Raw genomic sequence first — 22,489 nt, forward strand, 5'->3', positions numbered from 1 at the left:
ACGACGACGGCGGGGGCGACGGTATCGGGGTGTGGCGCAGCTTGGTAGCGCGCGTCGTTCGGGACGACGAGGTCGCAGGTTCAAATCCTGTCACCCCGACCAATCACCGGGAACTCCCGCTGCTCTTCGGAGCGGCGGGAGTTCTTGCTTTTCCGCTCCCGGAACCGGTTTGTACCGGACGAAAGTTGTGAACCCGGCCCAAAAGCGGGAAGTATGGACCCATGGGGTCTCTGCAGCGCTCGGCGCTCATCGTAGGGGCCGGAATCGGCGGGCTCGCCACTGCGCGGGCCTTGCAACGAACCGGCTGGAAAGTCCACGTGGTCGAACGTGCCGGAACGCTGCAGCAGCTGGGCACCGGGCTGACGATCTGGGCCAACGGGACGCGCGCCCTGCAGCGGCTCGGCGTGCTGGACGCCTTTGAAGAGGCCTCCCTCCCGGTCGGCGGCAGCTCGCACGACCAGTTCGGCAACGTGCTGTCCACGTTCAGCAGCGACGACCTCCGGCAGCGCTACGGCCACCCGCTGCGTTCCATCCACCGCTCGGACCTCACCACGCTGCTGAACGACTCGCTCTACGTCAACACGGTGCATCTGGGTTTGCAGGCGGTGAAGTTCCGGCGCGATCAGCACGGCGGGACGGTCACGCTGAACAACGGCGGCTCCCTGCACGCGGACCTGGTGGTCGGCGCCGACGGCCTGCGCTCGCTGGTCCGCCACGACCTAATCGGCGACGGCGCCCCGCGGGCCTCCGGCATCACCGCCATGCGCGCGGTCTGCCCGATCGGCGACCTCGATCCGGGCTGGCTGCCCTGGGGCGAGTCCTGGGGCAACGGGGAGGTCTTCGGCATGATCCCGCTGCCGGGCGGCCTCATTTACTGGTACGCCACCATGCCCAACCACGTGCTGGCGCAGGACGACGAGGTCCTCTGGCGCACCCTGGCCCTGCAGCGCTTCGAGGGCTGGCACCCGGCCGTCCGGGCGGTCATCGGCGCCACCAAGAGCCAGGACATCATGGCGCACGAACTGTTCGACCGGAAACCTGCCGCCGTCTGGTCCGGCAGCCACGCCACCCTCGTGGGCGACGCCGCGCACCCCATGCTGCCGTTCCTCGGCCAAGGCGCAAGCCAGGCCCTCGAGGACGCGGTCGCGCTGGCCGGCGCGCTGAACGCCGACTGGAACATCACCACGGCCCTGCGCAACTACGAACGGGCGCGGGGCCCGCGCACCGCCAAGGTGGTCGAGCGCTCGCGCAAGATGGCAGCCATGGCACGGCAGCAGAAGCCGTGGAAGCAGAAGCTCCAGCGGACGGTGATGAGCAAGGCGCCGCAGGCCCTGGTCTTCAAGCAGTTGGACGACGTCGTCGGTCGCGTCGACAAGTGACCCGGGGGCCCCGCGGCACCCTCTCCCATTGACTCTGCCCGCGCCCCGTATTGGAATGGAAGATAACTCCGTCAGCAGGGGTGCCGATGTTCCTCGCAGAGTTCGCGCAGTTGGCCGTCGCCACGGCCGTGCTGGCTGCCGTGGTTTTCCTGACCTCCTACGCGGTGGAACGCGGCCTGCGCCGCCGCCCCGATCCGGACACCGCGTTCTGGTACTGCTTCTCCGGGCTGTGCTGCGCCTTGGCCGTGGTGCTCGCCGCCGCGGCCGTCTTCCCGTCCGCCGTGCCGCTCTGGCTGCTGCTCGCTGCCGGCTGCGCCGCGCCCGCCGTCTGGCGGATCAGCCGTACGGCCGCCGCCGCCATCCGCTACCAGGACAGCCGGGACTGGCATGAAGCCGCGGCCCGGCACGACGGCCTCCGGTCCCGCTGGCTGGCCTATGAACTGGATCCGGCGCTGGCCATCGATTACCCGGACATGTCGGACGTCTCACGCCCGGCCACCGCTGCCATGCTCCGCGCCCTGAAACGTGCGGACGCGCTGCGTTCCCTAGGTCCGGCCGACGACGGCGGTGCCGGCGGCTATCCCGCGGCCGTCGCCGAAGCCGCGGCCCGGCTGGCGGACGCCGAGCTCGCGGCCGGACCCTCTGGGCGCGGCCGGGAGCACCCGGCACGGCCCCGCGCCGCTGCGGATCAGGCGAATGTCCGGCCGGTGAGCCGTTCGTAGGCTTCGACGTAACGCGCCCTCGTCTTCTGCACGATGTCCTCCGGCAGGGCCGGCGGCGGAGCGTCCGAGTTCTTGTCCCAGCCGGAGGCGGGCGACGTCAGCCAGTCGCGCACGAACTGCTTGTCGAACGACGGCTGCGCCCGGCCCGGCTCGTAGGTGTCCGCGTCCCAGAACCGCGAGGAGTCGGGAGTCAGCACCTCGTCGCCCAGCGTGATCTCCCCCGTCGTGGGATCGACGCCAAACTCAACCTTGGTGTCCGCCAGGATGATTCCCCGCTCCCGGGCGATAGCTTCGGCGCGCGTATAGATCTGCAGCGTCTTATCGCGCAGCCGGGCCGCGGTCTCCGCGCCGACGGTCTGGACCACGGCGTCGTAGGTGATGTTCTCGTCGTGCTCGCCCACCTCGGCCTTGGCCGAGGGGGTGAAGATGGCGGGCTCCAGCCGGGAGCCGTCCACCAGGCCTGCCGGCAGCGGCAACCCGCACACGGTCCGGGATTGCCGGTATTCGGCGAGGCCCGACCCTGTCAGGTAGCCGCGGGCGATGCACTCCACCGGGTACATGTCCAGTTTCTTGCAGACCATCGCCCGGCCGGCCACCGCGTCGGGCACCTCCGTGGACACCACGTGGTGGGCCACCGGGTTGTCCCCCTGGGCGAGCTGTTCGAACCACCACAGGCTCAGCTGGGTGAGGATCCGTCCCTTGTCCGGGATCTCGCTGGACAGCACGTGGTCGTAGGCGCTGATCCGGTCGCTCGCCACCACCAGCACGGTGTCGTTGCGCCGGTCCAACAGGCCTTCGGCGGCAATGTCGTCGCTGGCCGTCTCCACCTGCTGCGAAGCGGCCGGAACGTACAGGTCGCGGACCTTGCCGGAGTAGACGTGCTTCCAGCCGGGCAGTTCGAGTACTTCGGGGGCAAATGCCATGGTTGACGTCCTCAGTCTCTCTGTGCGCCGGCCCGGGAGTTCGTGCCGGACGCGGGCACCTTGATCTTGCCTTCGGCCGCCAGCAGGGCAATGTCGCTGCGGTACTGCGCCCCCTCCAGGCTGATGGCGTCGATGCCTTCGTAGGCACGTTCGCGGGCTTCCACCAGGTCTTCACCCAGCGCGACGACGGCGAGCACCCGGCCGCCGGCGCTGACCACCTTGCCGTTCCCGTCCAGGGCGGTCCCGGCGTGGATCACGTGCACGTCGGTCAAGGCATTGGCCTTCTTCAGGCCGCGGATCCGGTCCCCGGTGCGCGGAGTTCCCGGGTAATTCTCCGCGGCCAGCACCACCGTGACGGCGGACCGCCTGGACCAGACCAGCTGTTCACTGTCATCCAGTTCCCCCTTGGCGGCCGCCAGCAGCAGCCCGCCCAGCGGTGTGCGCAGCCGGGCCAGTACCGCCTGGGTTTCCGGGTCCCCGAAGCGGGCGTTGAATTCGATCACCCGCACGCCGCGGCCGGTCACGGCCAGCCCGCAGAAGAGCACGCCCACGAACGGGGTGCCGCGGTGGGCCATCTCGCGGATGGTCGGCAGCGCGACGCGGTCCATGACTTCGTCCACGAAACCGGGCGGCAGCCAGGCCAGCGGCGTATAGGCGCCCATGCCGCCGGTGTTCGGGCCCTCGTCGCCGTCGAAAATCCGCTTGAAATCCTGCGCCGGTACCAGAGGGATGGCGCGTTCGCCGTCGGAAATCACAAACAGGGAGACTTCCGGGCCGTCGAGGAATTCCTCGATGACCACGGAACCGCCGGCGTCGAAGCAGGCCTGGGCATGTGCCAGGGCGGCGTCGCGGTCTTCGGTCACCACCACGCCCTTGCCGGCCGCCAGCCCGTCGTCCTTGACCACGTAGGGAGCCCCGAACGAATCCAGGGCCTCGGCCGCTTCGGCGGCGTTGGTGGCCACGTGAGCCATGGCGGTGGGCACGTTCGCCGCGGCCATGACCTGCTTGGCGAAGGCCTTGGAGCCTTCGAGCCTGGCCGCTTCCTTGCTGGGGCCGAACACCGGGATCCCCGCCGCGCGCAACGGGTCGGCCACGCCGGCGGCCAGCGGGGCCTCCGGGCCCACCACCACCAGGTCGGACTCCAGCCGCCGGGCCAGCTCGGTCACCGCCGCCGGGTCGCCCGCATCCACCTGGTGCGTGGGCACGATCTGCGCGATGCCGGCGTTGCCGGGGGCGGCATGCACCTCGGTGACAAAGGGATCGGCCAGCAGGGAACGGATTATTGCGTGCTCGCGGCCGCCGGGGCCGATCACAAGTACCTTCACAAGGAACTAGCCTACTGGTCGCGGGGCGGAGCCTCGAAGTTGTTGCACCGGCCCCTAAACTGGGTCCATGCCCGAGACATTCAAAGCCGCGGACGCCGTGGAACTGGCCGTCGTCGAACGCAACGGTTTCATCGAGTCCCGCCATCTGGGCTCCGCGGTGGTCATGGCCGCCGACGGCACCGTGGTGACCGAACTCGGCGACATCAGCGCACCGATCTTCCCGCGCTCAACGCTCAAGCCGTTCCAGGCCCTGGCCGCCATGCAGTCCGGCGTCCCGCTGCGCGGCGACCAGGTGGCCCTGGCCTGCGCCAGCCATGTGGGGTCGCTCGAGCACATGGACGTGGTGGAGGGCATGCTCAAGGCCGCCGGCCTGACCGACGCCGATCTTCGCTGCCCGCCGGCCTGGCCGCAGGACGAGCAGGCGCGCGGCTGGCTGGTCCGCACCGAACGCGGCCAGCAGCGGCTGTCCTTCAACTGCTCGGGCAAGCACGCCGCCTTCCTCTGGGCCTGCGTGGAGAACGGCTGGAACACCCAGACCTACCTGGAACCGAACCACCCCCTCCAGTGCCGCGTGATGGAGGTCCTCGAGGAGTACGCCGAAGAAAAGATCGAGCACATCGCCGTCGACGGCTGCGGCGCCCCGGCACCCGCGCTGTCGTTGACCGGCCTGGCCCGGGCCGTGGGGAAGCTGGCGAAGGCTCCGGCGGACAAGAACGCCGATGCCCGCGCCGCCACCATCGCCACCGCCATGCTGGACTACCCGTGGGCGGTGCACGGCTGGGGCCAGGAAAACACCGTGGTGATGGAGCAGCTGGGGGTCCTTGCCAAGTCCGGCGCCGAGGGCGTGATGGTGATGGCCACCCCCAATGGCGTCTCGGTGGCGGTGAAAATCCTGGACGGCAGCGGCCGCGCCGGTTCCCTGATCGCGCTGACCCTGCTGGCCGCCTGCGGCGCCGTCGACGTGGAGAAGGTGGGCCCGGTGCTGGAGGACGTGGTCAAGCCCGTCCTCGGCGGCGGCCAGCCGGTCGGCAGGCTGCGGCTGGCGCCGCCCATGGTCGCGCTGCTGGACTGAGCCCCGGAAGGACCTGAATCGATGGGAGTACGACGCCGGATCCCGGCTCGGGAGGGCGACGCCGCCGTGGGTGCGTGGCGCGGCGGGGCCACGGACCGTCAGACCACTGCCACGGCGGTACGGTACGCGTTGGAGGAACTGGCCGAGCGTGCGCCCGGCAACAGCGTGGAGGTGCGGGTGCCGCCGTTCGGCGTCGCCCAGTGCATCGAGGGCCCCAAGCACACCCGGGGCACACCGCCGAACGTGGTGGAAACCGACCCCGCCACCTGGCTTGCCCTGGTGACGGGGGCGCTCGGGTGGGACACCGCCGTCGCCGAGGGCAGGGTCGCTGCCTCCGGGCTGCGGGCCGAACTGGCGGACAGGCTGCCGCTCTTCGCCCGGTAGGCTGGAACGTATGACTTCTGAGCAAGAACCGGCTCGCGACCGCAGACCCATCGAGCCGGAGCGCCGCGACGTCACCGTTCGCCGGGCGCCGAAGTATGCGCCCTTCATCGCCGTCTGGGCCGTGCTGGGCGTCGTGCTGGCCGCCGTGTCCGCCTACACCGGGCCGGAGAACGCGGAGTTCACCCGCGGCACCGTTTTTGCCTTCCTGGCCGTGCTGTTCGGCTTGGCCGGCATCCTGGTGGGATCGTTGCTGTTCCTGCTCATCGACCGGGCCAGCGTCAAACGCGCGAAGCACCTGACGGCAGTTGCCGAACCCGGGCAGGAAGACTCCGCGGACCCGGCTGCGGATCCGGGCCCCGCCGACGTCCCGGAGACGCCCCGCGATCGGGACGGGAGCACCCCCGTCACCCGCGAACGGGACCGCGAAACCGGGGCCGGAACCGAGGGCGCAACCGGGGGCGAAACCGGGGGCGGAACCGAAGGCGAACGCCAGGCGTAACCTGCCGGCGGGCCCCCGTAATCCCCGTCACCCCGGTGCGGCCGCGCGCCGGGCGCATGAGAGAATGGGCGGGTGGCACGCGGTGACGGAAAACTCTCCCATGAACTTCTTCCCGGCGAAAAGGGACCTCAGGACGCCTGTGGCGTTTTCGGCGTCTGGGCACCCGGCGAAGAAGTAGCAAAACTTACCTACTACGGCCTGTACGCCCTGCAGCACCGCGGACAGGAGTCCGCCGGTATTGCCACCAGCGACGGCAAACGCATCAATGTCTACAAGGACATGGGCCTGGTGTCCCAGGTCTTCGACGAGACCACCCTCAACACGCTGAGCGGGCACATCGCCGTCGGCCATTGCCGCTACTCCACCACCGGCGGCTCCACGTGGGCAAATGCGCAACCGACGCTGGGCGCCACCGCCACCGGCACCGTCGCGCTGGCCCACAACGGCAACCTGACCAACTCCGCGGAGCTGTACGAGAAGGTGCTGGAGAAGTTCGGCAAGCCCGACCGCGGCGAGCTGGCCCAGGGCAACACCACGGACACCGCGCTGGTCACCGCGCTCATGGCCGGCGAGGAGGGCCAGACCCTCGAGGAACGCTCGCTGGAGCTGCTGCCCAAGCTGCGCGGCGCCTTCTGCTTCACCTTCATGGACGAAGGCACGCTGTACGCCGCCCGCGACCCGGCCGGGGTGCGCCCGCTGGTGCTGGGCCGGCTGGAGCGCGGCTGGGTGGTCGCCTCCGAGACCGCTGCGCTGGACATCGTGGGCGCATCCTTCGTCCGCGAAGTCGAACCGGGCGAATTCATCGCCATCGACGAGAACGGCCTGCGCTCCCAGCGCTTCGCCGAGAAAAAGCCTGCCGGCTGCGTCTTCGAATACGTCTACCTGGCCCGCCCGGACACGTCCATCAACGGCCGCAGCATCCACGCTGCCCGCGTGGAGATGGGCCGGAAGCTGGCCAAGGAACACCCGGCCGAGGCCGACCTGGTGATTCCGACGCCGGAATCCGGGACCCCGGCCGCCATTGGCTATGCCGAGGCGTCGGGCATCCCCTACGGCCAGGGACTGGTCAAGAACGCCTACGTGGGCCGGACCTTCATCCAGCCCAGCCAGACCATCCGCAAGCTCGGCATCCGGTTGAAGCTGAACCCGCTGCGGTCGGTGGTGCAGGGCAAACGGCTCGTGGTGATTGACGATTCGATCGTCCGCGGCAACACCCAGCGTGCCCTGGTCCGGATGCTCCGTGAAGCCGGTGCGGCCGAGGTGCATGTGCGCATCTCCTCTCCGCCCATCAAGTGGCCGTGCTTCTACGGCATCGACTTCGCCAGCCGGGCCGAGCTCATCGCGAACGGCATCGGCGTCGAAGATGTCAGGGCGTCGCTCGGCGCCGACAGCCTGGGCTACATCTCCGAAGAGGGCATGATCGAGGCGACCGAACAGCCGCGCGAGCGGCTGTGCACCGCGTGCTTCACGGGCGAGTACCCGATCGAACTGCCCACCGCCGACCGCCTGGGCAAGAACCTGCTGGAACGCGGCGAGGCGGACCAGGAACACGGCTCGTGCGACCCCGGGCCGGATTCGGACCTGGAGAAGCTCCTGACCGCCGACGACAAGAAAGAGCGAGTATGACCTCCCCCGAACAGGGCCAGATCACCTACGCCAGCGCCGGCGTCGACGTAGAGGCCGGCGACAAGGCCGTCGAGCTGATGAAGGGGGCCATCAAGGCCACTCACAACGCCAACGTCATCGGCGGGGTCGGCGGTTTCGCCGGCCTGTACGACGTTTCGGCACTGCTGAAGTACCGCAAGCCCCTGCTGGCCACCTCCACCGACGGAGTGGGCACCAAGGTCGCCATCGCCCAGGCCATGGACATCCACGACACCATCGGCTTCGACCTGGTCGGCATGGTGGTGGACGACATCGTGGTGGTCGGGGCGGAACCGCTGTTCATGACCGACTACATCGCCTGCGGCAAGGTGGTCCCGGAGCGGATCGCCGACATCGTGCGCGGCATCGCCGCCGCCTGCGAGGTGGCCGGCACCGCGCTGGTGGGCGGGGAGACCGCCGAGCACCCCGGCCTGCTGGGCGAACACGAATACGACGTTGCCGGCGCCGCCACCGGCCTGGTCGAGGCCGACGACCTGCTGGGCCCGGAACGGGTCAAGGACGGGGACGTCGTCATCGGCATGGCCTCCTCGGGCCTCCATTCCAACGGGTATTCCCTGGTCCGCCGGGTGATCAACCATGCCGGCTGGGCGCTGGACCGCCAGGTCAGCGAATTCGGCAGGACACTGGGCGAGGAACTCCTGGAGCCCACCCGCGTCTACGCGGCGGACTGCCTGGATCTGGCACGCTACCAAGCAGCCGGCGTCCACGGCTTCAGCCATGTCACCGGCGGCGGCCTGGCTGCGAACCTCGCGCGCGTGCTGCCGCAGGGACTCATGGCCACCGTGGACCGTTCCACCTGGGAGCTGCCGGCCATTTTCAAGCTCATCGGCGAACTGGGCAACGTCCCGCAGGCGGACCTGGAACGGACGCTGAACCTCGGCGTCGGCATGGTTGCCATTGTGGACCGCGCCGGTGCCGATGCCGCCCTGCAGCGCCTGAATGAGCGCGGCGTGCCAGCCTGGGTGATGGGCCAGGTCGGTCCCGCCGACCCGTCCCTGGGCGGCATCGATTATGTCCAGGGCGCCAAGGGCGTCGACGGCGGTGCCGTCCACCTGGTGAACTCCTACGCCTAGGCCCGCCCGGACACCGGACCGCCCCCGCACCGCGAACGCGACGGTGCGGGGGCGGTTTTGTCCGGCATACCGGCCGTCCGGTCAGGGTGGCACACTGGACGGATGGGTGCGTACGTGGTGGTGGCGTTCGTCAGGCCGGTGAGCGCCGGCTACACGTTCCCGCGCAGCCGGTGGCCGCTGCACATCACGCTGGCCCGCTTCGATACCCGGGGGCCGGCCGAGGCCGTGGGTTGGCGCGTCGGCCGGGCTCTCGCCGGACGACCGGGGTTTGACGTGCGTATCGGCGCCGACGACTTTTTCGGCCGGAACGGTTCCGTCCCCGTCTCGCTGGTACAGCCGGAACCACGGTTGCAGTTGCTGCACGAAGGCGTGCTGGACGCACTCGGCGAGGATTCCCATGTGCTGAGTCCGCACCATACCCGCCGGCATTTCCGGCCGCACGTCAGCCATCAGGCGGAAGGCCGCCTCCACGCCGGCGACACCGTCCATGTGGGCCAGGCGGCCCTGGTGGACATGCGTCCTGACGGAGACCCGAGGCATCGCCGGGTGATCGAGGTGTGGCCCCTGGCGGACGCCCCGGAACCACAGCAGTCCGGCACCTGAGTTCGGGAGTCCGGGCAGGCACTTCCGCGCACGCCAGGCGCCCCTGCTGCAGGCACTTCCGCGCAGGCCATGCGCCCCCGCTGGAGACCCCGAGAGGGTGCAGGAGGGTGAGGCTGGTGCGTGATCCCGTCCGGGAAGAAACGACCGAAGCCGGCTAACCTACGTTGCGGCTGCCGTGGTCTTCGTCGTCGTCGTACTGATCTGCGTACTTGTCCACGTAGTCCGAGTAGTCCGGCTCATATGGCTCCTCGGAAAACGTGTCGGAGTTATGGCGTTTCGCAGCGCCGAGTTCGCGCTGGAGTGCAGTCAGGTCAGTGGCCGGGCTGAAATACTTCATGTCCCGGGCCTGCCTGGTTGCTTTTGCCTTCTGACGGCCGCGCCCCATGGCGTGACCCCCTTTGTACGTCGATCCGGAAGTGGTCGCACGACTGGCGCACGAGGTCCCGGAATAATTGATCAATTCTGTCGTACCTATAGGGTACATGGTTTTCACGACCGCTCGTGGCAGGCGAACCGTGGCCGCGAGGGGGGCCTCCCGGCCCCCGAAAGGACTAAATCGTGCAGCAACGCGGGAATGTTGGCTAAAGTCATCGTGGACCGGTTCTCCCGTTCTCCCGGAAGACAACACGCACGGAAGGCAAGTTTCCCCATGAGCGAACAGGACAAGCGGCCTGACGACGACGGGAGGCCTCCGCTGGAGCGCCCCGAGAGCCTCGAGGTACCCGGCCCCAGCCTGCACGTCAGCGCGGATGAGGTGGAGCTGGCCGAGCCAACCCTGGGGCAGGCGAGCATCAGCGAGGATGCCGCGGCCGAGGCCGACCTGGCCAAAGCTGCCGCCGAAGCCGAAGAGGTGGAGAAGGAAGCCGATGCCGCCGGCCAACTGGTGGGCGGCACCCGGGAGGACCGCGCCGTCAAGGCCCGCGGCACCGCACCCGCGGGGGCGCCCGCCGGCGACCAGGGCCCGGCGGGCGACGCCCCGGCAGGCGACCGGACAGCGGAGGAAGCCTCGAAGCCCGACTCGCCTCACCCCGCCCGCGGGGCCACCGCCGTCACGGGCACACCGGAAACCTCGAAGCCCGACGCGGCCCGCAACCCCGCCCCCGGGGCCGGTGCCGCGACCGGGGCGCCGGCATCGCCGGCTGCAGCCGTCCCGCCGTCGGCCTGGGAGCCCGCGCCGCCCGGCACCGACGGCTCCGCGCCGGAGAAAAAGTGGTACTCCACCGCCGCCGACGGCCTGCGCCGCGGCGGCGCCAGTGACGAAGCGTCCGGCGGTCCCGCCGCGGGCCCGGCCCGGAAAATGGACTGGAAGCCGCTGGTCATCATCGGCGCGGTCGTCATTGTGGCCATCGTGATTATCGCCATGATCGTGTCTAGCCTGACCAGCGGCTCCCCTGCCGGCGGGGCGGCCAGTCCGGCGTCGTCGCAGACCGCCGCAGAGACGCCCAACGGGGACGGCGTCGTCGCGGAGAACGTCTCGCCGTTCGATTTCCAGCAGGGCCAGTGCTTCACCGACTTCGAGGCCGTCATGCGTGAAGCAACCGTCGTCACCTGCGACACGCCGCACGAGGCGCAACTGGTGGGCACCTTCTCCTACGGGGACGACGAAGAATTCCCGGGCGCCGACGAACTGAACATCAAGGCCCAGGAGGTCTGCACGGCCGTTGCCCTCAACGACTCCGCGGCCGACCAGCCGGATCTCAGGGACTCCTACGGCATGCCGTCGAAGGAGACGTGGGCGCAGGGCGACCGCCGGATCGACTGCTTCAAGATCGCCGAGGAGGGCCAGGAGATCACCGGGTCGCTGGTCGACCTGTAACCCGGCACGGAACAGTCCGGCGGTCCCGCCGTGGCGGGGCCGCCGTGGCGGGGCCGCCGTGGCGGGGCCGCCGTGGCGGGGCCGCCGTGGCGGGGCCGCAGGACTTCTTCCGCGACCCGGCCGGGCCGCTCAGGTCAGCCGCCCCGGACCGCCCCCACCTTCGACTGCACGATCAGCCCGCCGGCCCCGCCGTCGACGTCGAGCTCCGGCACATCCACCAGCACGGTGTCGCCGTCGCTGATCGCGCCCGCGAGCAGGCCGCGGGCCAGCTTGTCGCCGATCTCGCGCTGGACCAGCCGGCGCAGCGGCCGGGCGCCGTAGGCGGGATCGAAGCCGGTCAGGGCCAGCCACTCGCGGGCGGCGTCCGTGACCTTGAGGGTCAGCCGGCGTTCGGCCAGCCGCGCAGCCAGCGCCGCCACCTGCAGATCCACGATCCGGGAGAGTTCTTCGATGCTCAGCGGGTCGAAGATGATCACGTCGTCCAGCCGGTTGAGGAACTCCGGCTTGAAGCTGGCGTTCACCACGTTCAGGACCGCTTCGCGCTTCGTGTCTGCGTCCATGGTCTGGTCCACGAGGAACTGCGAGCCGAGGTTTGAGGTCAGCACCAGGATCACGTTGCGGAAGTCCACGGTGCGGCCCTGCCCGTCGGTGAGGCGTCCGTCGTCGAGCACCTGCAGGAGGATGTCGAAGGCCTCGGGATGGGCCTTCTCCACCTCGTCCAGCAGCACGACGGAGTAGGGACGGCGGCGGACGGCCTCGGTCAACTGGCCGCCTTCTTCGTAGCCCACGTACCCCGGAGGGGCGCCGACCAGGCGCGACACGGAGTGCTTTTCCGAGTACTCGCTCATGTCGATCCGGACCATGGCCCGTTCGTCGTCGAACAAGAAGTCCGCCAGCGCCTTGGCCAGCTCGGTCTTGCCGACGCCGGTGGGACCCAGGAAGAGGAACGAGCCGGTGGGCCGGTCCGGGTCGCTGATGCCCGCCCGGGCGCGCCGTACCGCGTCCGCGACCGAGGCAACCGCCTTGGACTGGCCGATCAGCCGTGAGCCGATGTGCTCCTCCATCTGCAGCAGCTTCTGGCTTTCGCCCTGCAGCATGCGGCCGGCCGGGATGCCGGTCCACGCGGAGATGACCTCGGCGATGTCGTCGGCGGTCACCTCCTCGGAGACCATCTGGTCCCGCCCCGCGCCGCCCTGTTCCTCGGCGGCCTGCGCCTGGGCCAGCTCCTTTTCCAGCGTCGGGATTTCCCCGTACAGGATCCGGGATGCCTCGGCCAGATCGCCCTCGCGCTGGGACTTGTCGGCCTGCGAGCGCAGCTCGTCCAGCTTGGCCTTCAGGTCGCCCACGCGGTTCAGCCCGGCCTTCTCCGCCTCCCACCGGGTGTTCAAAGCCGCCAGCTGCTCCTTCTTGTCTGCCATGTCGGCACGCAGCGCTTCCAGCCGTTCCCGCGAGGCCGCGTCGGTCTCGTTGGCCAGCGCCAGTTCTTCCATGGTGAGCCGGTCGACGGCGCGGCGCAGCTGGTCGATCTCCTCGGGCGCCGAATCGATCTCCATCCGCAGCCGGGAGGCGGCCTCGTCCACCAGGTCGATGGCCTTGTCCGGCAGCTGCCGGCCCGAGATGTAGCGGTTGGACAGCGTCGCGGCGGCCACCAGCGCGGAGTCCCCGATCGATACCTTGTGGTGCGCCTCGTAACGCTCCTTGAGTCCGCGCAGGATGCCGATGGTGTCCTCGACGCTCGGCTCCCCCACGTAGACCTGCTGGAAGCGCCGCTCCAGCGCCGGATCCTTCTCGATGTTCTCGCGGTACTCGTCCAGCGTGGTGGCGCCGATCAGCCGCAGTTCGCCGCGGGCGAGCATCGGCTTGAGCATGTTGCCGGCGTCCATCGAGCCTTCGGAGGCCCCCGCGCCGACGACGGTATGCAACTCGTCGATGAAGGTGACGATCTGCCCGTCCGAGCTCTTGATCTCTTCCAGCACGGCCTTCAGCCGTTCCTCGAACTCGCCCCGGTACTTGGCGCCGGCCACCATCGCCGCGAGGTCCAGCGACATCAGCGTCTTGCCGCGCAGCGATTCAGGCACGTCGCCGGCCACCATCCGCTGGGCCAGGCCCTCCACCACGGCGGTCTTGCCGACCCCGGGTTCGCCGATCAGCACGGGATTGTTCTTGGTGCGGCGCGAGAGCACCTGGACCACGCGGCGGATTTCCGCATCCCGGCCGATCACCGGGTCCAGCTTCCCGGCGCGGGCGATGGCGGTCAGGTCGGTGCCGAACTTCTCCAGCGCCTGAAACGTGTTCTCCGGATCGGCGGTGGTGACCTTCCGGTCTCCGCGCAGGCCGGGCAGGGCGGCGAAGAGTGCTTCGTGGGAGGCACCGGCGTCGCGCAGGATCTTCCCGACGGCGGCGTTGTCCGCCGCGAGGCCCAGCAGCAGAAATTCCGTGGACACGTAGGTGTCCCCCCACTTTTCCGACTCCTGCCGGGCGATCTGGACCGCTTGGAGCAGGCCCCGGGAGTACTGCGCCTGCGCCACGGAGGATCCCGACGACGACGGCAGGGCCTTGATCGCGGTGCTCGCCTGAACACTCACCGAGTCCGGATCGGCCCCGGCGGACTTCAGCACGGCTACGGCCACGCCGTCGCGCTGGTCCATCAGGGCCTTGAGCAGGTGGGCGGGCTCGATCTGCGGATTGCCCGCCGTCGAGGCGTTCATCGCCGCGGCCGACAGCGCTTCCTGGCTTTTGGTGGTGAATTTAGCGTCCAACGCATCTCTCCGTTCGCTCCGGAATGGATCTGGCCAGCCCCGTTAGTGCCGGCCCTGAAACTAAGTTGAGTGTAGTCCACTCAACTTTGAATGTAAAGTTATCCACAGGCTGCGGAGCGCGGCTCACCGCCTTCCGGAGCTCTGCTCCCCCGCCACCGAAGCGTCCTTGCCCGCCTCCATCTTGTCGCCCCGGCGCCCCTGCCCGGAAGGGCGTCCGGCGAATAGGCTGTAGCGGGGACGTGCAGGAGGCGGACGGAGGTGGCCCTGACGGAAACCATGTTGGAAACTGCCCGGCTGCTGCTGAACCAGCCGACGCCGGAGGACATCAGTGCCATGTTCCGGATCCTCTCCGACCGGCGCACCACGCGGTTCAATCCTTCCGACGCGCTCATCTGGAACGAGGAAGCCGAGGGCCTGTTCCAGCGCTGGGAAAGGCAGTGGGAGGACCACGGCGTGGGCTACTTCGCCGTCCGCCTGCCCGGCCGCGAAGACGCCATCGGCTTTGCCGGCGTCAAGCACGTGGCGCTGTCCGGCCGCCCGGTGCTGAATCTCTACTACCGTTTCGACCCCGCCGTGTGGCACCGCGGTTACGGGCGCGAGGCGGTGGCCGCCGTCGTCGCCCATGTCAACGAGTTTTTGGAACTGCCGCCGATCCTGGCGCTGGTCCATCCGGCCAACACCGCGTCCCGGCGCATCGTCACGTCGCTGGGGTTCGAACGGAACGAGGCCGCGGCGGTCAGCGGCCCGGACGGCTACCAGGACGCCTATGTGCTGAACTGGGACCGGCAGCTATAACATCCGGTCAAGGAGTCCCAGTGGAGATCATTCGCGCAGCCGCGCTCAAGGAACAGCGGTGGCGGAACGGCGGCGGCGTCACCAGGGAACTGGCGGCCGGTGACCTCGGCACGGACGGGCTCCCCGGTTGGCGGTTAAGCCTGGCGGACATCAGCTCGGACGGCAGCTTCTCCGAATATCCGGGCGTGGACCGAATATTCACCGTTGTGGACGGTGACGTCGCCTTCCTGACCGTGGACGGCAGCCAGCACCGGATGGAACGCTACCGCCCGTTCCGGTTCGACGGCGGGAGCAGCGCGGACTGCAGCCTGCCCACCGGGCCGTGCCGCGCGCTGAACGTCATGACCCGCCGCGGGGCCTGGGGCGCCGGCCTGCTGATCGTCGAGCTCTCGAAGAAACAGCCGCTGCGGCTGTCGGACGGGCAGTACCTGGTGCTGCTGCAGGGCCAGGCACAGGCGACGGCTGGCGACACCGCCCAGCCGCTGCATCCCTACGACGCCGTGGTCGGCTCGGTCGCGGCCGAGGTCAGCGGCCGCGGGTTCGCGGCACTGGTGTCGGTCTATCCCGCCGGGGACTGAGGCGGCCGGGCCCTGAGGGCGGCCGGGCCTTGAGGGCGGCCGGGCCTCCGGAGCCGGCTCCTTATTGCGCCGGTTCCCTACTGCGCGGCGGCGTCCTCGACCTTGACCGCGGAGACCTCGAACTCCAGCATCACGCGGTCCGACACGAGCATGCCGCCCGAGTCCAGGGCCGTGTTCCATTTGACCCCGAACTCCTGCCGGTCAATGCGCCGGGAGCCCTCAAAGCCCGCCCGGAGCTGCCCGCCCGGGTCCCGCTCCACGCCGATGAAGTCGATCGGAACCGCAACCTGCTTGGTGATGCCGCGGATGGTCAGGTCGCCGTTCACAATGAAGTTTGCGCTTTCCACCTGATCGATGCGGGTGCTGACGAACGTAATCTCCGGATAGTTCGGCGCATCGAAGAAGTCGTTCGTGCGCAGATGCTCGTCGCGTTGCGGGCTGCGGGTATCAATGCTGGCGACCTTGATCGTGACCTTGACGGACGAGTTGGCCGGGTTGTCCGCGTCGGCCTGGATGATGCCTTCCACGTCGTTGAACGCGCCCCGGACTTTGGTCACCATGGCATGGCGGGTGGAAAATCCGATCCGGGTATGGGCCGGGTCGAACCGCCACTCCCCGGACAGATCAGGAGATAGTTCGGACATGGCAGCGCTCCTCCTCTGGCACAGGCACTGCCTTCCCCAAAGCCAGATGGATGCGCCCGGCCGTCTCCTTCAGCCGCATGCGGCTCGTGTGGTAATTCCAACACATAATGGGACGCAGTGCACCACCTGGGCGCCTGAATTCCGGGGCCGCCCCGGCGACCCGCAGCGGCATCCGACCGGCGGAATCCGCGCCCTATCCCAGCCTGTCAGCGGTCAATAGACTGATGCCATGACCACCGCGAACGAGATGCCTTCATCGACGACACAGCTGCCTGTGGCCGATTGCTGGAAATTGTTCCGCAGCGCTGACTTCGGCCGGCTCGGAGTCGTCGTCGATTCCCACCCGGAGATCTTTCCGGTCAATTACGTTGTGGATCACGGCAGCATCGTGTTCCGCTCCGCCCCGGGAACCAAGCTCGACGCCGCCCTCGCCGGCGAAGTGGTTTTGGAGGTGGACGGCTTCGATCCGGCCACCGGCGTCGCCTGGAGCGCCGTCGCGCGCGGCAGCGCCCAGCGGATGAGCAGCATTGAGGACGTCCTGGAATCGGCAATGCTGCCGCTGTTCCCCTGGCAGTCGGGCGAAAAGAACCATTTCGTCCGCATCGTTCCCACGGTGGTCACCGGACGGCGTTTTGTGGTGCCGGCATCGGCCCGCCGCACGCCGGGGCTCAGCGACAGCCGCCGGCTGCAGATCGAGTAGCCGCCCGCATGGCCGGCCGGCCGCACCGACGGGTCAGCGCCAGGTGACGGGTCCCGGCTGATAGCCGGGAATGTAGCCCGGGAACGCCCGGTCGGTGGGCACGATCTGTTTGCCCAGCGGCGTCAGGGACACCGGAATCATCTTGAGGTTGGCGATCGCCAGCGGGATGCCGATGATGGTGATCGCCTGCGCCACCGCCGTCAGCACATGCCCGATCGCGATCCAGATGCCGGCGACCAGCAGCCAAATGATGTTTCCCAGCGTGGACATAAAGTAGGTGCGCCCGCCGCGGTCCACCACCATGCGGCCGAACGGCCACAGCGCGTAGCCCGCGATGCGGAACGACGCAATGCCGAACGGGATCGTCACGATCAGCAGGCAGCAGACGATGCCGGCCAGGAAGTAGCCCAGCGCCAGCCAGATGCCGCCGAACAGGAGCCAGATGACGTTCAGGAGTGCCTTCATCCCACCATTCTGGCCACGGACGCGCTCGGCCGCCATACGGGACGTCCCTGAGTGTCCCCCGATCTGCCGTTGGGGCGCGGGTCGTCGGTGGAGCATCGCAGCGCGGCCCCCGGCACGACGAAACTTCCCTGTCGAAAATTAAAGGCCGCAGGGCGGCCCCTTCCGTACGGAGGGGCCGCCCTGCGGCCTTCGGCTCTGCGCCCGGCCTAGCTGGTCCGGCGCTTTTCCTGCGAAGCCGGCGCCGTGGCGCGGCGCGGGCCGCGGCGGGCCGGACGCTCGGAAGCCGGAGTCTCCGACCGGAAGACCGGGCGGGTGCCGCCGGCCGTAGAGCGCTGCGGACCGCCGGCGGTGCGCGGCGCGCCGCCCGACCGGGCCGGGCCGCCGGAACGCGCCGGCCCCGCACTGCGGCCGCCTGCCGCGGTGCCCGACTGGCCGCGGCGCCCGGCGGTATCCGCCCCGGCGGCGCTGCGGTGGCTGCCGTGGCTGCGGGCCGCAACGTCCCGGCCGGCCTGGCCGCGGTTTTCGCCGCGGGCCGGCTGGCGCTGGCCGCTCTCCGGACCGCCGGCGCGTGCGGCGCCGGAGGCCTGGCGGGCTTCACCGGAGCGGGTCCGTCCGCCGCGGCCGCCAGACCGCATGGCCCGCTTGCGCTGGGCGTTGGCGCCGGTGGAAGTGCCGCCGCCGTGCTGCGGCAGGTTCGCTGCCTGCTGCTGGGCCCGCAACTGCGGATCGACCGGTGCGGCCACCTCGCCCACCAGTTTCACCAGCAGGTCCGAGGACGCGGTGACGCTTTCGAAGGCTACGTCCACGCCGGCCGCCTTCATCAGCTTGCCGACTTCCAGCCGTTGTTCCGGCAGCGCCAGGGTCACGACGGTGCCGTCGGAACCGGCGCGGGCGGTACGGCCGGAACGGTGCAGGTACGCCTTGTGTTCGGTGGGCGGATCCACGTGGATCACCAGTTCCACCTCGTCCACGTGCACGCCGCGGGCGGCCACGTCCGTGGCGACCAGCACGCGCACATGGCCGGAGGAGAACTCGGCGAGGTTGCGGTCGCGGGCGTTCTGCGACAGGTTGCCGTGCAGGTCCACCGCCGGGATGCCGGCGGCGGTGAGGGCCTTGGCCAGCTTCCGGGCGTGGTGCTTGGTGCGGGTGAACAGCACGCGGCGCCCGGCTCCGGCGGCCAGCCGGTTGAGCACCTGCTTCTTTTCGGAGGCATCGCGGGTTACGAGCACATGGTGTTCCATGGTGGTGACCGCGGCCTGCGGGTCGTCCACGGAGTGAGTCAGCGGGCTGGACAGGTAACGCTGCACCAGCTTGTCAACGCCGTTGTCCAGGGTCGCGGAGAACAGCATGCGCTGCCCGCCGGCCGGGGTGGTGTCCAGCAGCTTCTTCACCACGGGCAGGAAGCCCAGGTCGGCCATGTGGTCGGCCTCGTCCAGGACGGTGATTTCCACCGATTCCAGCGTGATGATCTTCTGCTTCATCAGGTCTTCGAGCCGGCCCGGGCAGGCAATCACGATGTCGACGCCGGCGCGCAGCGCCTTTTCCTGGCGTTGCTGCGAGACGCCGCCGTAGATCACCGTGGTGTTCAGGCCCAGCTCCGACGCCAGCGGCTCAATGGTGGCATTGAGCTGGGTGGCCAGCTCACGGGTCGGCGCCAAGACCAGGCCCAGCGGGCGTCCGGGTTTGCGGAAATGGGCGGCCTCGCGCTCGGCCAGCCTGGCGACCAGCGGCAGCGCGAACGCGAGCGTCTTGCCGGAGCCGGTGCGGCCGCGGCCCAGCACGTCCCGGCCGGCCAGCGTATCGGGCAGCGTCTCGGTCTGGATGGGGAACGGGGCGTCGATGCCATCGGCAGCGAGCTTCGAAGCAAGGGCCTTGGGCACGCCAAGGGCAACAAAAGTAGTCATAAGAAAGTGAGAATGTCTTCCGGTCAGTGTCCCCGCGGCAGGTTAGCCCAGGGTCGCCGAAGAAAAATCAGACAGTGCCAACCGCCCGGACCTGTCCGGTCACGTCGTTAGACGGAAAGCGGCGGCGCAATTGAAAGCGTTCATCGACGCAGGGAAACGCGTCAAAGTGCGCCTCCGAGTAGCACCAGTCTAGCAGCACGTCCGGGCCGCCCGCGCACGGGCGATACTCTGGTGGGGATGACCAGCGACTCCCCCACCCCTGATTTTCCCGCGAACGACGACGGTGCGCGCCTCGCGCAGCCCACCCACCTCGCCCGTCCGGTCAGCTTTGTGCGCCGCGGATCCCGGCTGCAGGGCCGCCGCCAGCAGGCCTGGGACGAATACGGCCCCAGGTTCGCCGTGGACCTCCCGCGCCACGGCGGCGACACCACCGTGGACCCGGACTATGTCTTCGACGCGGCGGCAGCCTTCGGACGCGAGGCACCCCTGATGGTGGAGATCGGATCCGGCCTCGGGGAGGCCGTCTGCCATGCGGCGGAGCAGCACCCGGAGTGGAACTTCCTGGCCCTGGAGGTCTACCGGCCGGGGCTGGCGCAGACCCTGCTGCGGATCGGCCAGCACGGCCTGTCCAACGTGCGGGTGGCGCAGGTCAACGCGCCTGACGCCCTCGCGAGCATGCTGCCCGAGTCCTCGGTCGCCGAGCTCTGGGTGTTCTTTCCCGACCCGTGGCACAAGACCCGCCACCACAAGCGGCGGCTGGTGCAGGAGAGCTTCGCGGACCTCGCCGCCCGCGTCCTGCAGCCGGGCGGAATTTGGCGCCTGGCCACCGACTGGTCCGACTACGCGATCCAGATGCGCCGGGTGGCCGACGCCTCGCCGGACTTTCGCAACCTGCATGCCGGCGAGCGCACCGGCAAGGACAGCCCGCTGACCCAGGTCTGGGAAAGCGGCGTGGAAGGCGTGGTGGGCGGCGCCCCGGTGCGCGAAGGCAAGATCCCGGTCAGTACCGGAAATGCCAGCACCGGTGAAGGCATGGATGAGCACGGCGGCTGGGCGCCCCGCTTCGACGGCCGGACCATGACCAGCTTCGAGCAGAAGGCCCACGACGCCGGGCGGATGATCTTCGACCTGGCCTACCGCCGGAACTGATCCCCGCCTGAGCTAAACCGCACTGGACCCCGCGGGCTCAGTCCGTAACCACTGCCGCCAGCGTTGTGTCCGCCCCGTTGCGCAGCTCCACCTGGACAATCTCGTCGGTGGCCATGGCGCAGGCTGCGGTGAGCGTGGCGCGGCCCGCCGGCGTCGCCTGCCAAGAGGCCACCTGGTAGGTGTAGCCGGTGTCTCCTGTCACCCAGAGGGTGAGTAGTCCGTCCCGCGGCAGCTGCTCCCCCGCTACCTGCATCTCGGTGCCCCACGCCTTGTGCACCAGCGCCAGCTCCAGCTGCAGGCCGCCGTCGGCGGTCATCACATAACTCTCCGTCGCCGGCGGCTGCTGCTGCTGGGTCAGCAACGGCCCGATGGCCGCCCCGGCGACCAGGCACACGCCCGCCACCGCCGCCACCAACCCGGCCCACCGCCGTCGCTCCTTCCGCCGCCGGCGGGCGAGTTCGTCCACCAGTTCCCGGGTGCGTTCCTCGACTTCGTGTTGCGGCGGTGCCGCCAGCTCCAAGGCGGCGTCGCGTGGCAGCGCGTCCAGCAGATCGGGCAGCGTTTCCAGCTCCGCGGCCTCCCGGCGGCACGCGGGGCAGGAGGCCAGGTGTTCTTCGAAGTCCGCCCGTTCGCGGCGGTCCAGTCCGCCCAGCACATAGAGGCCGAGCAGTTGGTGCTGTTCCTCGTTGGCATTCACTGCTGCCCCACCCCCATCTCGTCCAGTACGGCACGCAGGGCCTTGGCCGCGTAGAACGCCCGCGACTTCACCGTGCCCAGCGGAATGCCCAGCGACCGGGCGGCTTCGGACGACGTGAGCCGCTGGTAGTGCAGGGCGAGGATGATGTTGCGGTGCTCGGGGCTGATGCGTGCCAGCGCTTCCTCCATGACCACGCGGAGCAGGAGCCGCTCCAGCTGGTCTTCTTCGCTGGCCGGCTCGTCCTCGCCCAGGCCGGTCTCGCCCGGCCGCCGGGTGCGGCGCCGGTAGCCGTCGATAATGACATGCCGGGCGGTTTGGTAGAGGTAGCCGCGCATGTTGTCGGTTTCCGGGCCGCGCTTCCACACCCGCAGGATCGTCTCCTGCACCACGTCCTCCACCTGGTCCGCGTCGGAGGTCGCCGCGCGCACGAACCGGCGCAGCGCCGTGGCGTGGTCGCGGTAGAGGCGGGCCACGGCCTCGTCGTCCAATGCCACGGCCGCCTCCTTCCTCCCGGCAGCCCCGGCCGCCCCGCCGGCGGCGGACGTCCCAGTGCAGCGTCCCACGCGGCGTCCTACCGGGTACGACGACGGCGGCGGCGTTCCGGTTCATCCAGCCCGCGGGATCCACTCCGCCCGACGTTGAACCATTGTGGGTGCGGCCGGCGTCTTTGCCAATAGCGGGCCGCGCGCCCCGCGGCACGACGTTCCGGGCACCGCCCGGGAGACCGCAAAAGGAACCCCATGAAAATCACGCAGACAGCCGCGGCAGCCCTGCTGGCCGCCGCCATGATGGGCCTCGCCGGGTGCGGAGGAGGCTCGGGTACGGAAACGCCTGCCGGCCCGGAGGCACCGCCGGCAGGCGAGGCGCCGACGACGGGCGCCCCCGGAATGACCACGCCGGCGGCGCCGGAGACAGACGGCGGGGAGACCGGCGGCGCGCAGGCATCCGGCGCCGCCTCTACCCTCACGACGGCCGAATCCGACCTGGGCGAAATCGTGGTGGACGGCGAAGGCATGACCGTTTACTACTTCACCAAGGATGTCCCGGACTCAGGCGAGAGCGCCTGCACGGGCGACTGCCTGGCCGCGTGGCCGCCCGTGCTGGCCGAGGAAGAGCCGGAACTCGACGGGGTCACCGCGGAGGTGGGCCTCATCGACACCCCGGACGGGCAACAGCAGGTGACGCTGAACGGCATGCCCATCTACTACTGGGCGCAGGACAAGGCCCCGGGAGACACGACCGGACAGGGCGTGAACGACGTCTGGTTTGTGGTCGCCCCCGACGGCGAAATGATCAAGTAGCTCCACGCCGCCATCCTGCCCGCAGCCGCCTGCCCG

General features: G+C 69.7%; 23 protein-coding genes and 1 tRNA gene. 15 read left to right on the forward strand and 9 right to left on the reverse strand.

Annotated elements, in window-relative coordinates; genetic code table 11:
• Nucleotides 1-25 precede the first annotated feature (25 nt).
• From AC5RWG_RS07660 to AC5RWG_RS07670, 3 genes are all read left to right on the forward strand, one after another.
• Nucleotides 26-102, forward strand: a tRNA-Pro gene (locus AC5RWG_RS07660).
• Between the two features lie 119 nt (nucleotides 103-221).
• Nucleotides 222-1,379 (forward strand): FAD-dependent oxidoreductase, encoded by a 1,158-nt coding sequence (locus AC5RWG_RS07665; protein ID WP_494000669.1) that lies wholly within the window; start codon nucleotides 222-224, stop codon nucleotides 1,377-1,379.
• Nucleotides 1,380-1,465: 86 nt separating this feature from the next.
• Nucleotides 1,466-2,101 (forward strand): hypothetical protein, encoded by a 636-nt coding sequence (locus AC5RWG_RS07670; protein WP_494166709.1) that lies wholly within the window; start codon nucleotides 1,466-1,468, stop codon nucleotides 2,099-2,101.
• Here AC5RWG_RS07670 and AC5RWG_RS07675 read toward each other — a convergent pair.
• Both AC5RWG_RS07675 and purD read right to left on the reverse strand, forming a co-directional pair.
• A complete protein-coding gene (locus AC5RWG_RS07675) occupies nucleotides 2,068-3,024 on the reverse strand; it encodes a phosphoribosylaminoimidazolesuccinocarboxamide synthase (RefSeq protein WP_494166710.1) in 957 nt (318 codons plus the stop codon). The genes AC5RWG_RS07670 and AC5RWG_RS07675 overlap by 34 nt on opposite strands.
• 11 nt (nucleotides 3,025-3,035) lie before the next feature.
• Nucleotides 3,036-4,349, reverse strand: a complete 1,314-nt coding sequence (purD, locus tag AC5RWG_RS07680; RefSeq protein ID WP_494000672.1) for a phosphoribosylamine--glycine ligase — start codon at nucleotides 4,347-4,349, stop codon at nucleotides 3,036-3,038.
• A gap of 67 nt (nucleotides 4,350-4,416) precedes the next feature.
• On the opposite strand from purD, the gene AC5RWG_RS07685 reads away from it, so the two are divergent.
• From AC5RWG_RS07685 to AC5RWG_RS07710, 6 genes are all read left to right on the forward strand, one after another.
• Entirely contained in the window at nucleotides 4,417-5,421 is a 1,005-nt protein-coding gene (locus AC5RWG_RS07685) for an asparaginase (protein WP_494166711.1), read from the forward strand.
• Nucleotides 5,422-5,442: 21 nt separating this feature from the next.
• Complete coding sequence (locus AC5RWG_RS07690; RefSeq protein WP_494129084.1) at nucleotides 5,443-5,805, forward strand: sterol carrier family protein; 363 nt, start codon at nucleotides 5,443-5,445, stop codon at nucleotides 5,803-5,805.
• Nucleotides 5,806-5,815: 10 nt separating this feature from the next.
• Nucleotides 5,816-6,304: a hypothetical protein gene (locus AC5RWG_RS07695; protein WP_494166712.1), complete on the forward strand. Its 489-nt coding sequence runs from the start codon at nucleotides 5,816-5,818 to the stop codon at nucleotides 6,302-6,304.
• Nucleotides 6,305-6,376: 72 nt separating this feature from the next.
• The gene (gene purF, locus AC5RWG_RS07700; protein WP_494012867.1) at nucleotides 6,377-7,930 is read left to right on the forward strand and encodes an amidophosphoribosyltransferase; all 1,554 of its coding nucleotides are present in this window, start codon (nucleotides 6,377-6,379) and stop codon (nucleotides 7,928-7,930) included.
• Entirely contained in the window at nucleotides 7,927-9,042 is a 1,116-nt protein-coding gene (purM, locus tag AC5RWG_RS07705) for a phosphoribosylformylglycinamidine cyclo-ligase (protein WP_494166713.1), read from the forward strand. The genes purF and purM overlap by 4 nt, the downstream gene beginning before the upstream one ends.
• Before the next feature lie 102 nt (nucleotides 9,043-9,144).
• Nucleotides 9,145-9,645 (forward strand): 2'-5' RNA ligase family protein, encoded by a 501-nt coding sequence (locus AC5RWG_RS07710; protein ID WP_494012869.1) that lies wholly within the window; start codon nucleotides 9,145-9,147, stop codon nucleotides 9,643-9,645.
• Nucleotides 9,646-9,799: 154 nt separating this feature from the next.
• On the opposite strand, the gene AC5RWG_RS07715 is transcribed toward AC5RWG_RS07710, so the two are convergent.
• Nucleotides 9,800-10,030, reverse strand: coding sequence for a DUF3073 domain-containing protein (locus tag AC5RWG_RS07715; protein ID WP_494000679.1), 231 nt, complete (start codon nucleotides 10,028-10,030; stop codon nucleotides 9,800-9,802).
• A gap of 264 nt (nucleotides 10,031-10,294) precedes the next feature.
• Here AC5RWG_RS07715 and AC5RWG_RS07720 point away from each other — a divergent pair, with 264 nt between their 5' ends.
• The gene (locus AC5RWG_RS07720; protein ID WP_494166714.1) at nucleotides 10,295-11,461 is read left to right on the forward strand and encodes a septum formation family protein; all 1,167 of its coding nucleotides are present in this window, start codon (nucleotides 10,295-10,297) and stop codon (nucleotides 11,459-11,461) included.
• 134 nt (nucleotides 11,462-11,595) lie between these two features.
• Here the strand turns inward: AC5RWG_RS07720 and clpB are convergent, their stop codons facing one another.
• Entirely contained in the window at nucleotides 11,596-14,220 is a 2,625-nt protein-coding gene (gene clpB / locus AC5RWG_RS07725) for an ATP-dependent chaperone ClpB (protein WP_494073997.1), read from the reverse strand.
• Between the two features lie 258 nt (nucleotides 14,221-14,478).
• On the opposite strand from clpB, the gene AC5RWG_RS07730 reads away from it, so the two are divergent.
• Together AC5RWG_RS07730 and AC5RWG_RS07735 are read left to right on the forward strand one after the other, a co-directional pair.
• Entirely contained in the window at nucleotides 14,479-15,015 is a 537-nt protein-coding gene (locus tag AC5RWG_RS07730) for a GNAT family N-acetyltransferase (protein WP_494012872.1), read from the forward strand.
• Nucleotides 15,016-15,035: 20 nt separating this feature from the next.
• A complete protein-coding gene (locus AC5RWG_RS07735) occupies nucleotides 15,036-15,593 on the forward strand; it encodes a HutD/Ves family protein (RefSeq protein WP_494129104.1) in 558 nt (185 codons plus the stop codon).
• A gap of 77 nt (nucleotides 15,594-15,670) precedes the next feature.
• On the opposite strand, the gene AC5RWG_RS07740 is transcribed toward AC5RWG_RS07735, so the two are convergent.
• The gene (locus tag AC5RWG_RS07740) at nucleotides 15,671-16,237 is read right to left on the reverse strand and encodes a YceI family protein (protein ID WP_494166715.1); all 567 of its coding nucleotides are present in this window, start codon (nucleotides 16,235-16,237) and stop codon (nucleotides 15,671-15,673) included.
• A 229-nt stretch (nucleotides 16,238-16,466) separates the two neighbouring features.
• On the opposite strand from AC5RWG_RS07740, the gene AC5RWG_RS07745 reads away from it, so the two are divergent.
• On the forward strand, nucleotides 16,467-16,937 hold the full coding sequence (locus AC5RWG_RS07745; RefSeq protein ID WP_494129103.1) for a pyridoxamine 5'-phosphate oxidase family protein: 471 nt from the start codon (nucleotides 16,467-16,469) through the stop codon (nucleotides 16,935-16,937).
• A gap of 33 nt (nucleotides 16,938-16,970) precedes the next feature.
• On the opposite strand, the gene AC5RWG_RS07750 is transcribed toward AC5RWG_RS07745, so the two are convergent.
• Both AC5RWG_RS07750 and AC5RWG_RS07755 read right to left on the reverse strand, forming a co-directional pair.
• Nucleotides 16,971-17,402, reverse strand: a complete 432-nt coding sequence (locus AC5RWG_RS07750; RefSeq protein WP_494000686.1) for a YccF domain-containing protein — start codon at nucleotides 17,400-17,402, stop codon at nucleotides 16,971-16,973.
• Between the two features lie 206 nt (nucleotides 17,403-17,608).
• Nucleotides 17,609-19,306, reverse strand: a complete 1,698-nt coding sequence (locus AC5RWG_RS07755; RefSeq protein WP_494025320.1) for a DEAD/DEAH box helicase — start codon at nucleotides 19,304-19,306, stop codon at nucleotides 17,609-17,611.
• Between the two features lie 237 nt (nucleotides 19,307-19,543).
• Here AC5RWG_RS07755 and trmB point away from each other — a divergent pair, with 237 nt between their 5' ends.
• Nucleotides 19,544-20,455 (forward strand): tRNA (guanosine(46)-N7)-methyltransferase TrmB, encoded by a 912-nt coding sequence (gene trmB / locus AC5RWG_RS07760; RefSeq protein WP_494128919.1) that lies wholly within the window; start codon nucleotides 19,544-19,546, stop codon nucleotides 20,453-20,455.
• A 37-nt stretch (nucleotides 20,456-20,492) separates the two neighbouring features.
• Here trmB and AC5RWG_RS07765 read toward each other — a convergent pair whose 3' ends face one another.
• Both AC5RWG_RS07765 and AC5RWG_RS07770 read right to left on the reverse strand, forming a co-directional pair.
• Nucleotides 20,493-21,152 carry an anti-sigma factor family protein gene (locus tag AC5RWG_RS07765; RefSeq protein WP_494166716.1) on the reverse strand — a complete coding sequence of 220 codons (660 nt, stop codon included), beginning with the start codon at nucleotides 21,150-21,152 and terminating at the stop codon, nucleotides 20,493-20,495.
• Entirely contained in the window at nucleotides 21,149-21,646 is a 498-nt protein-coding gene (locus AC5RWG_RS07770) for a sigma-70 family RNA polymerase sigma factor (protein WP_494000690.1), read from the reverse strand. The genes AC5RWG_RS07765 and AC5RWG_RS07770 overlap by 4 nt, the downstream gene beginning before the upstream one ends.
• A 246-nt stretch (nucleotides 21,647-21,892) precedes the next feature.
• Here AC5RWG_RS07770 and AC5RWG_RS07775 point away from each other — a divergent pair, with 246 nt between their 5' ends.
• A complete protein-coding gene (locus tag AC5RWG_RS07775; protein WP_494022350.1) occupies nucleotides 21,893-22,453 on the forward strand; it encodes a COG4315 family predicted lipoprotein in 561 nt (186 codons plus the stop codon).
• The last annotated feature ends 36 nt before the right edge of the window (nucleotides 22,454-22,489 follow it).

This window comes from Arthrobacter sp. Y3221160, from assembly GCF_059092585.1.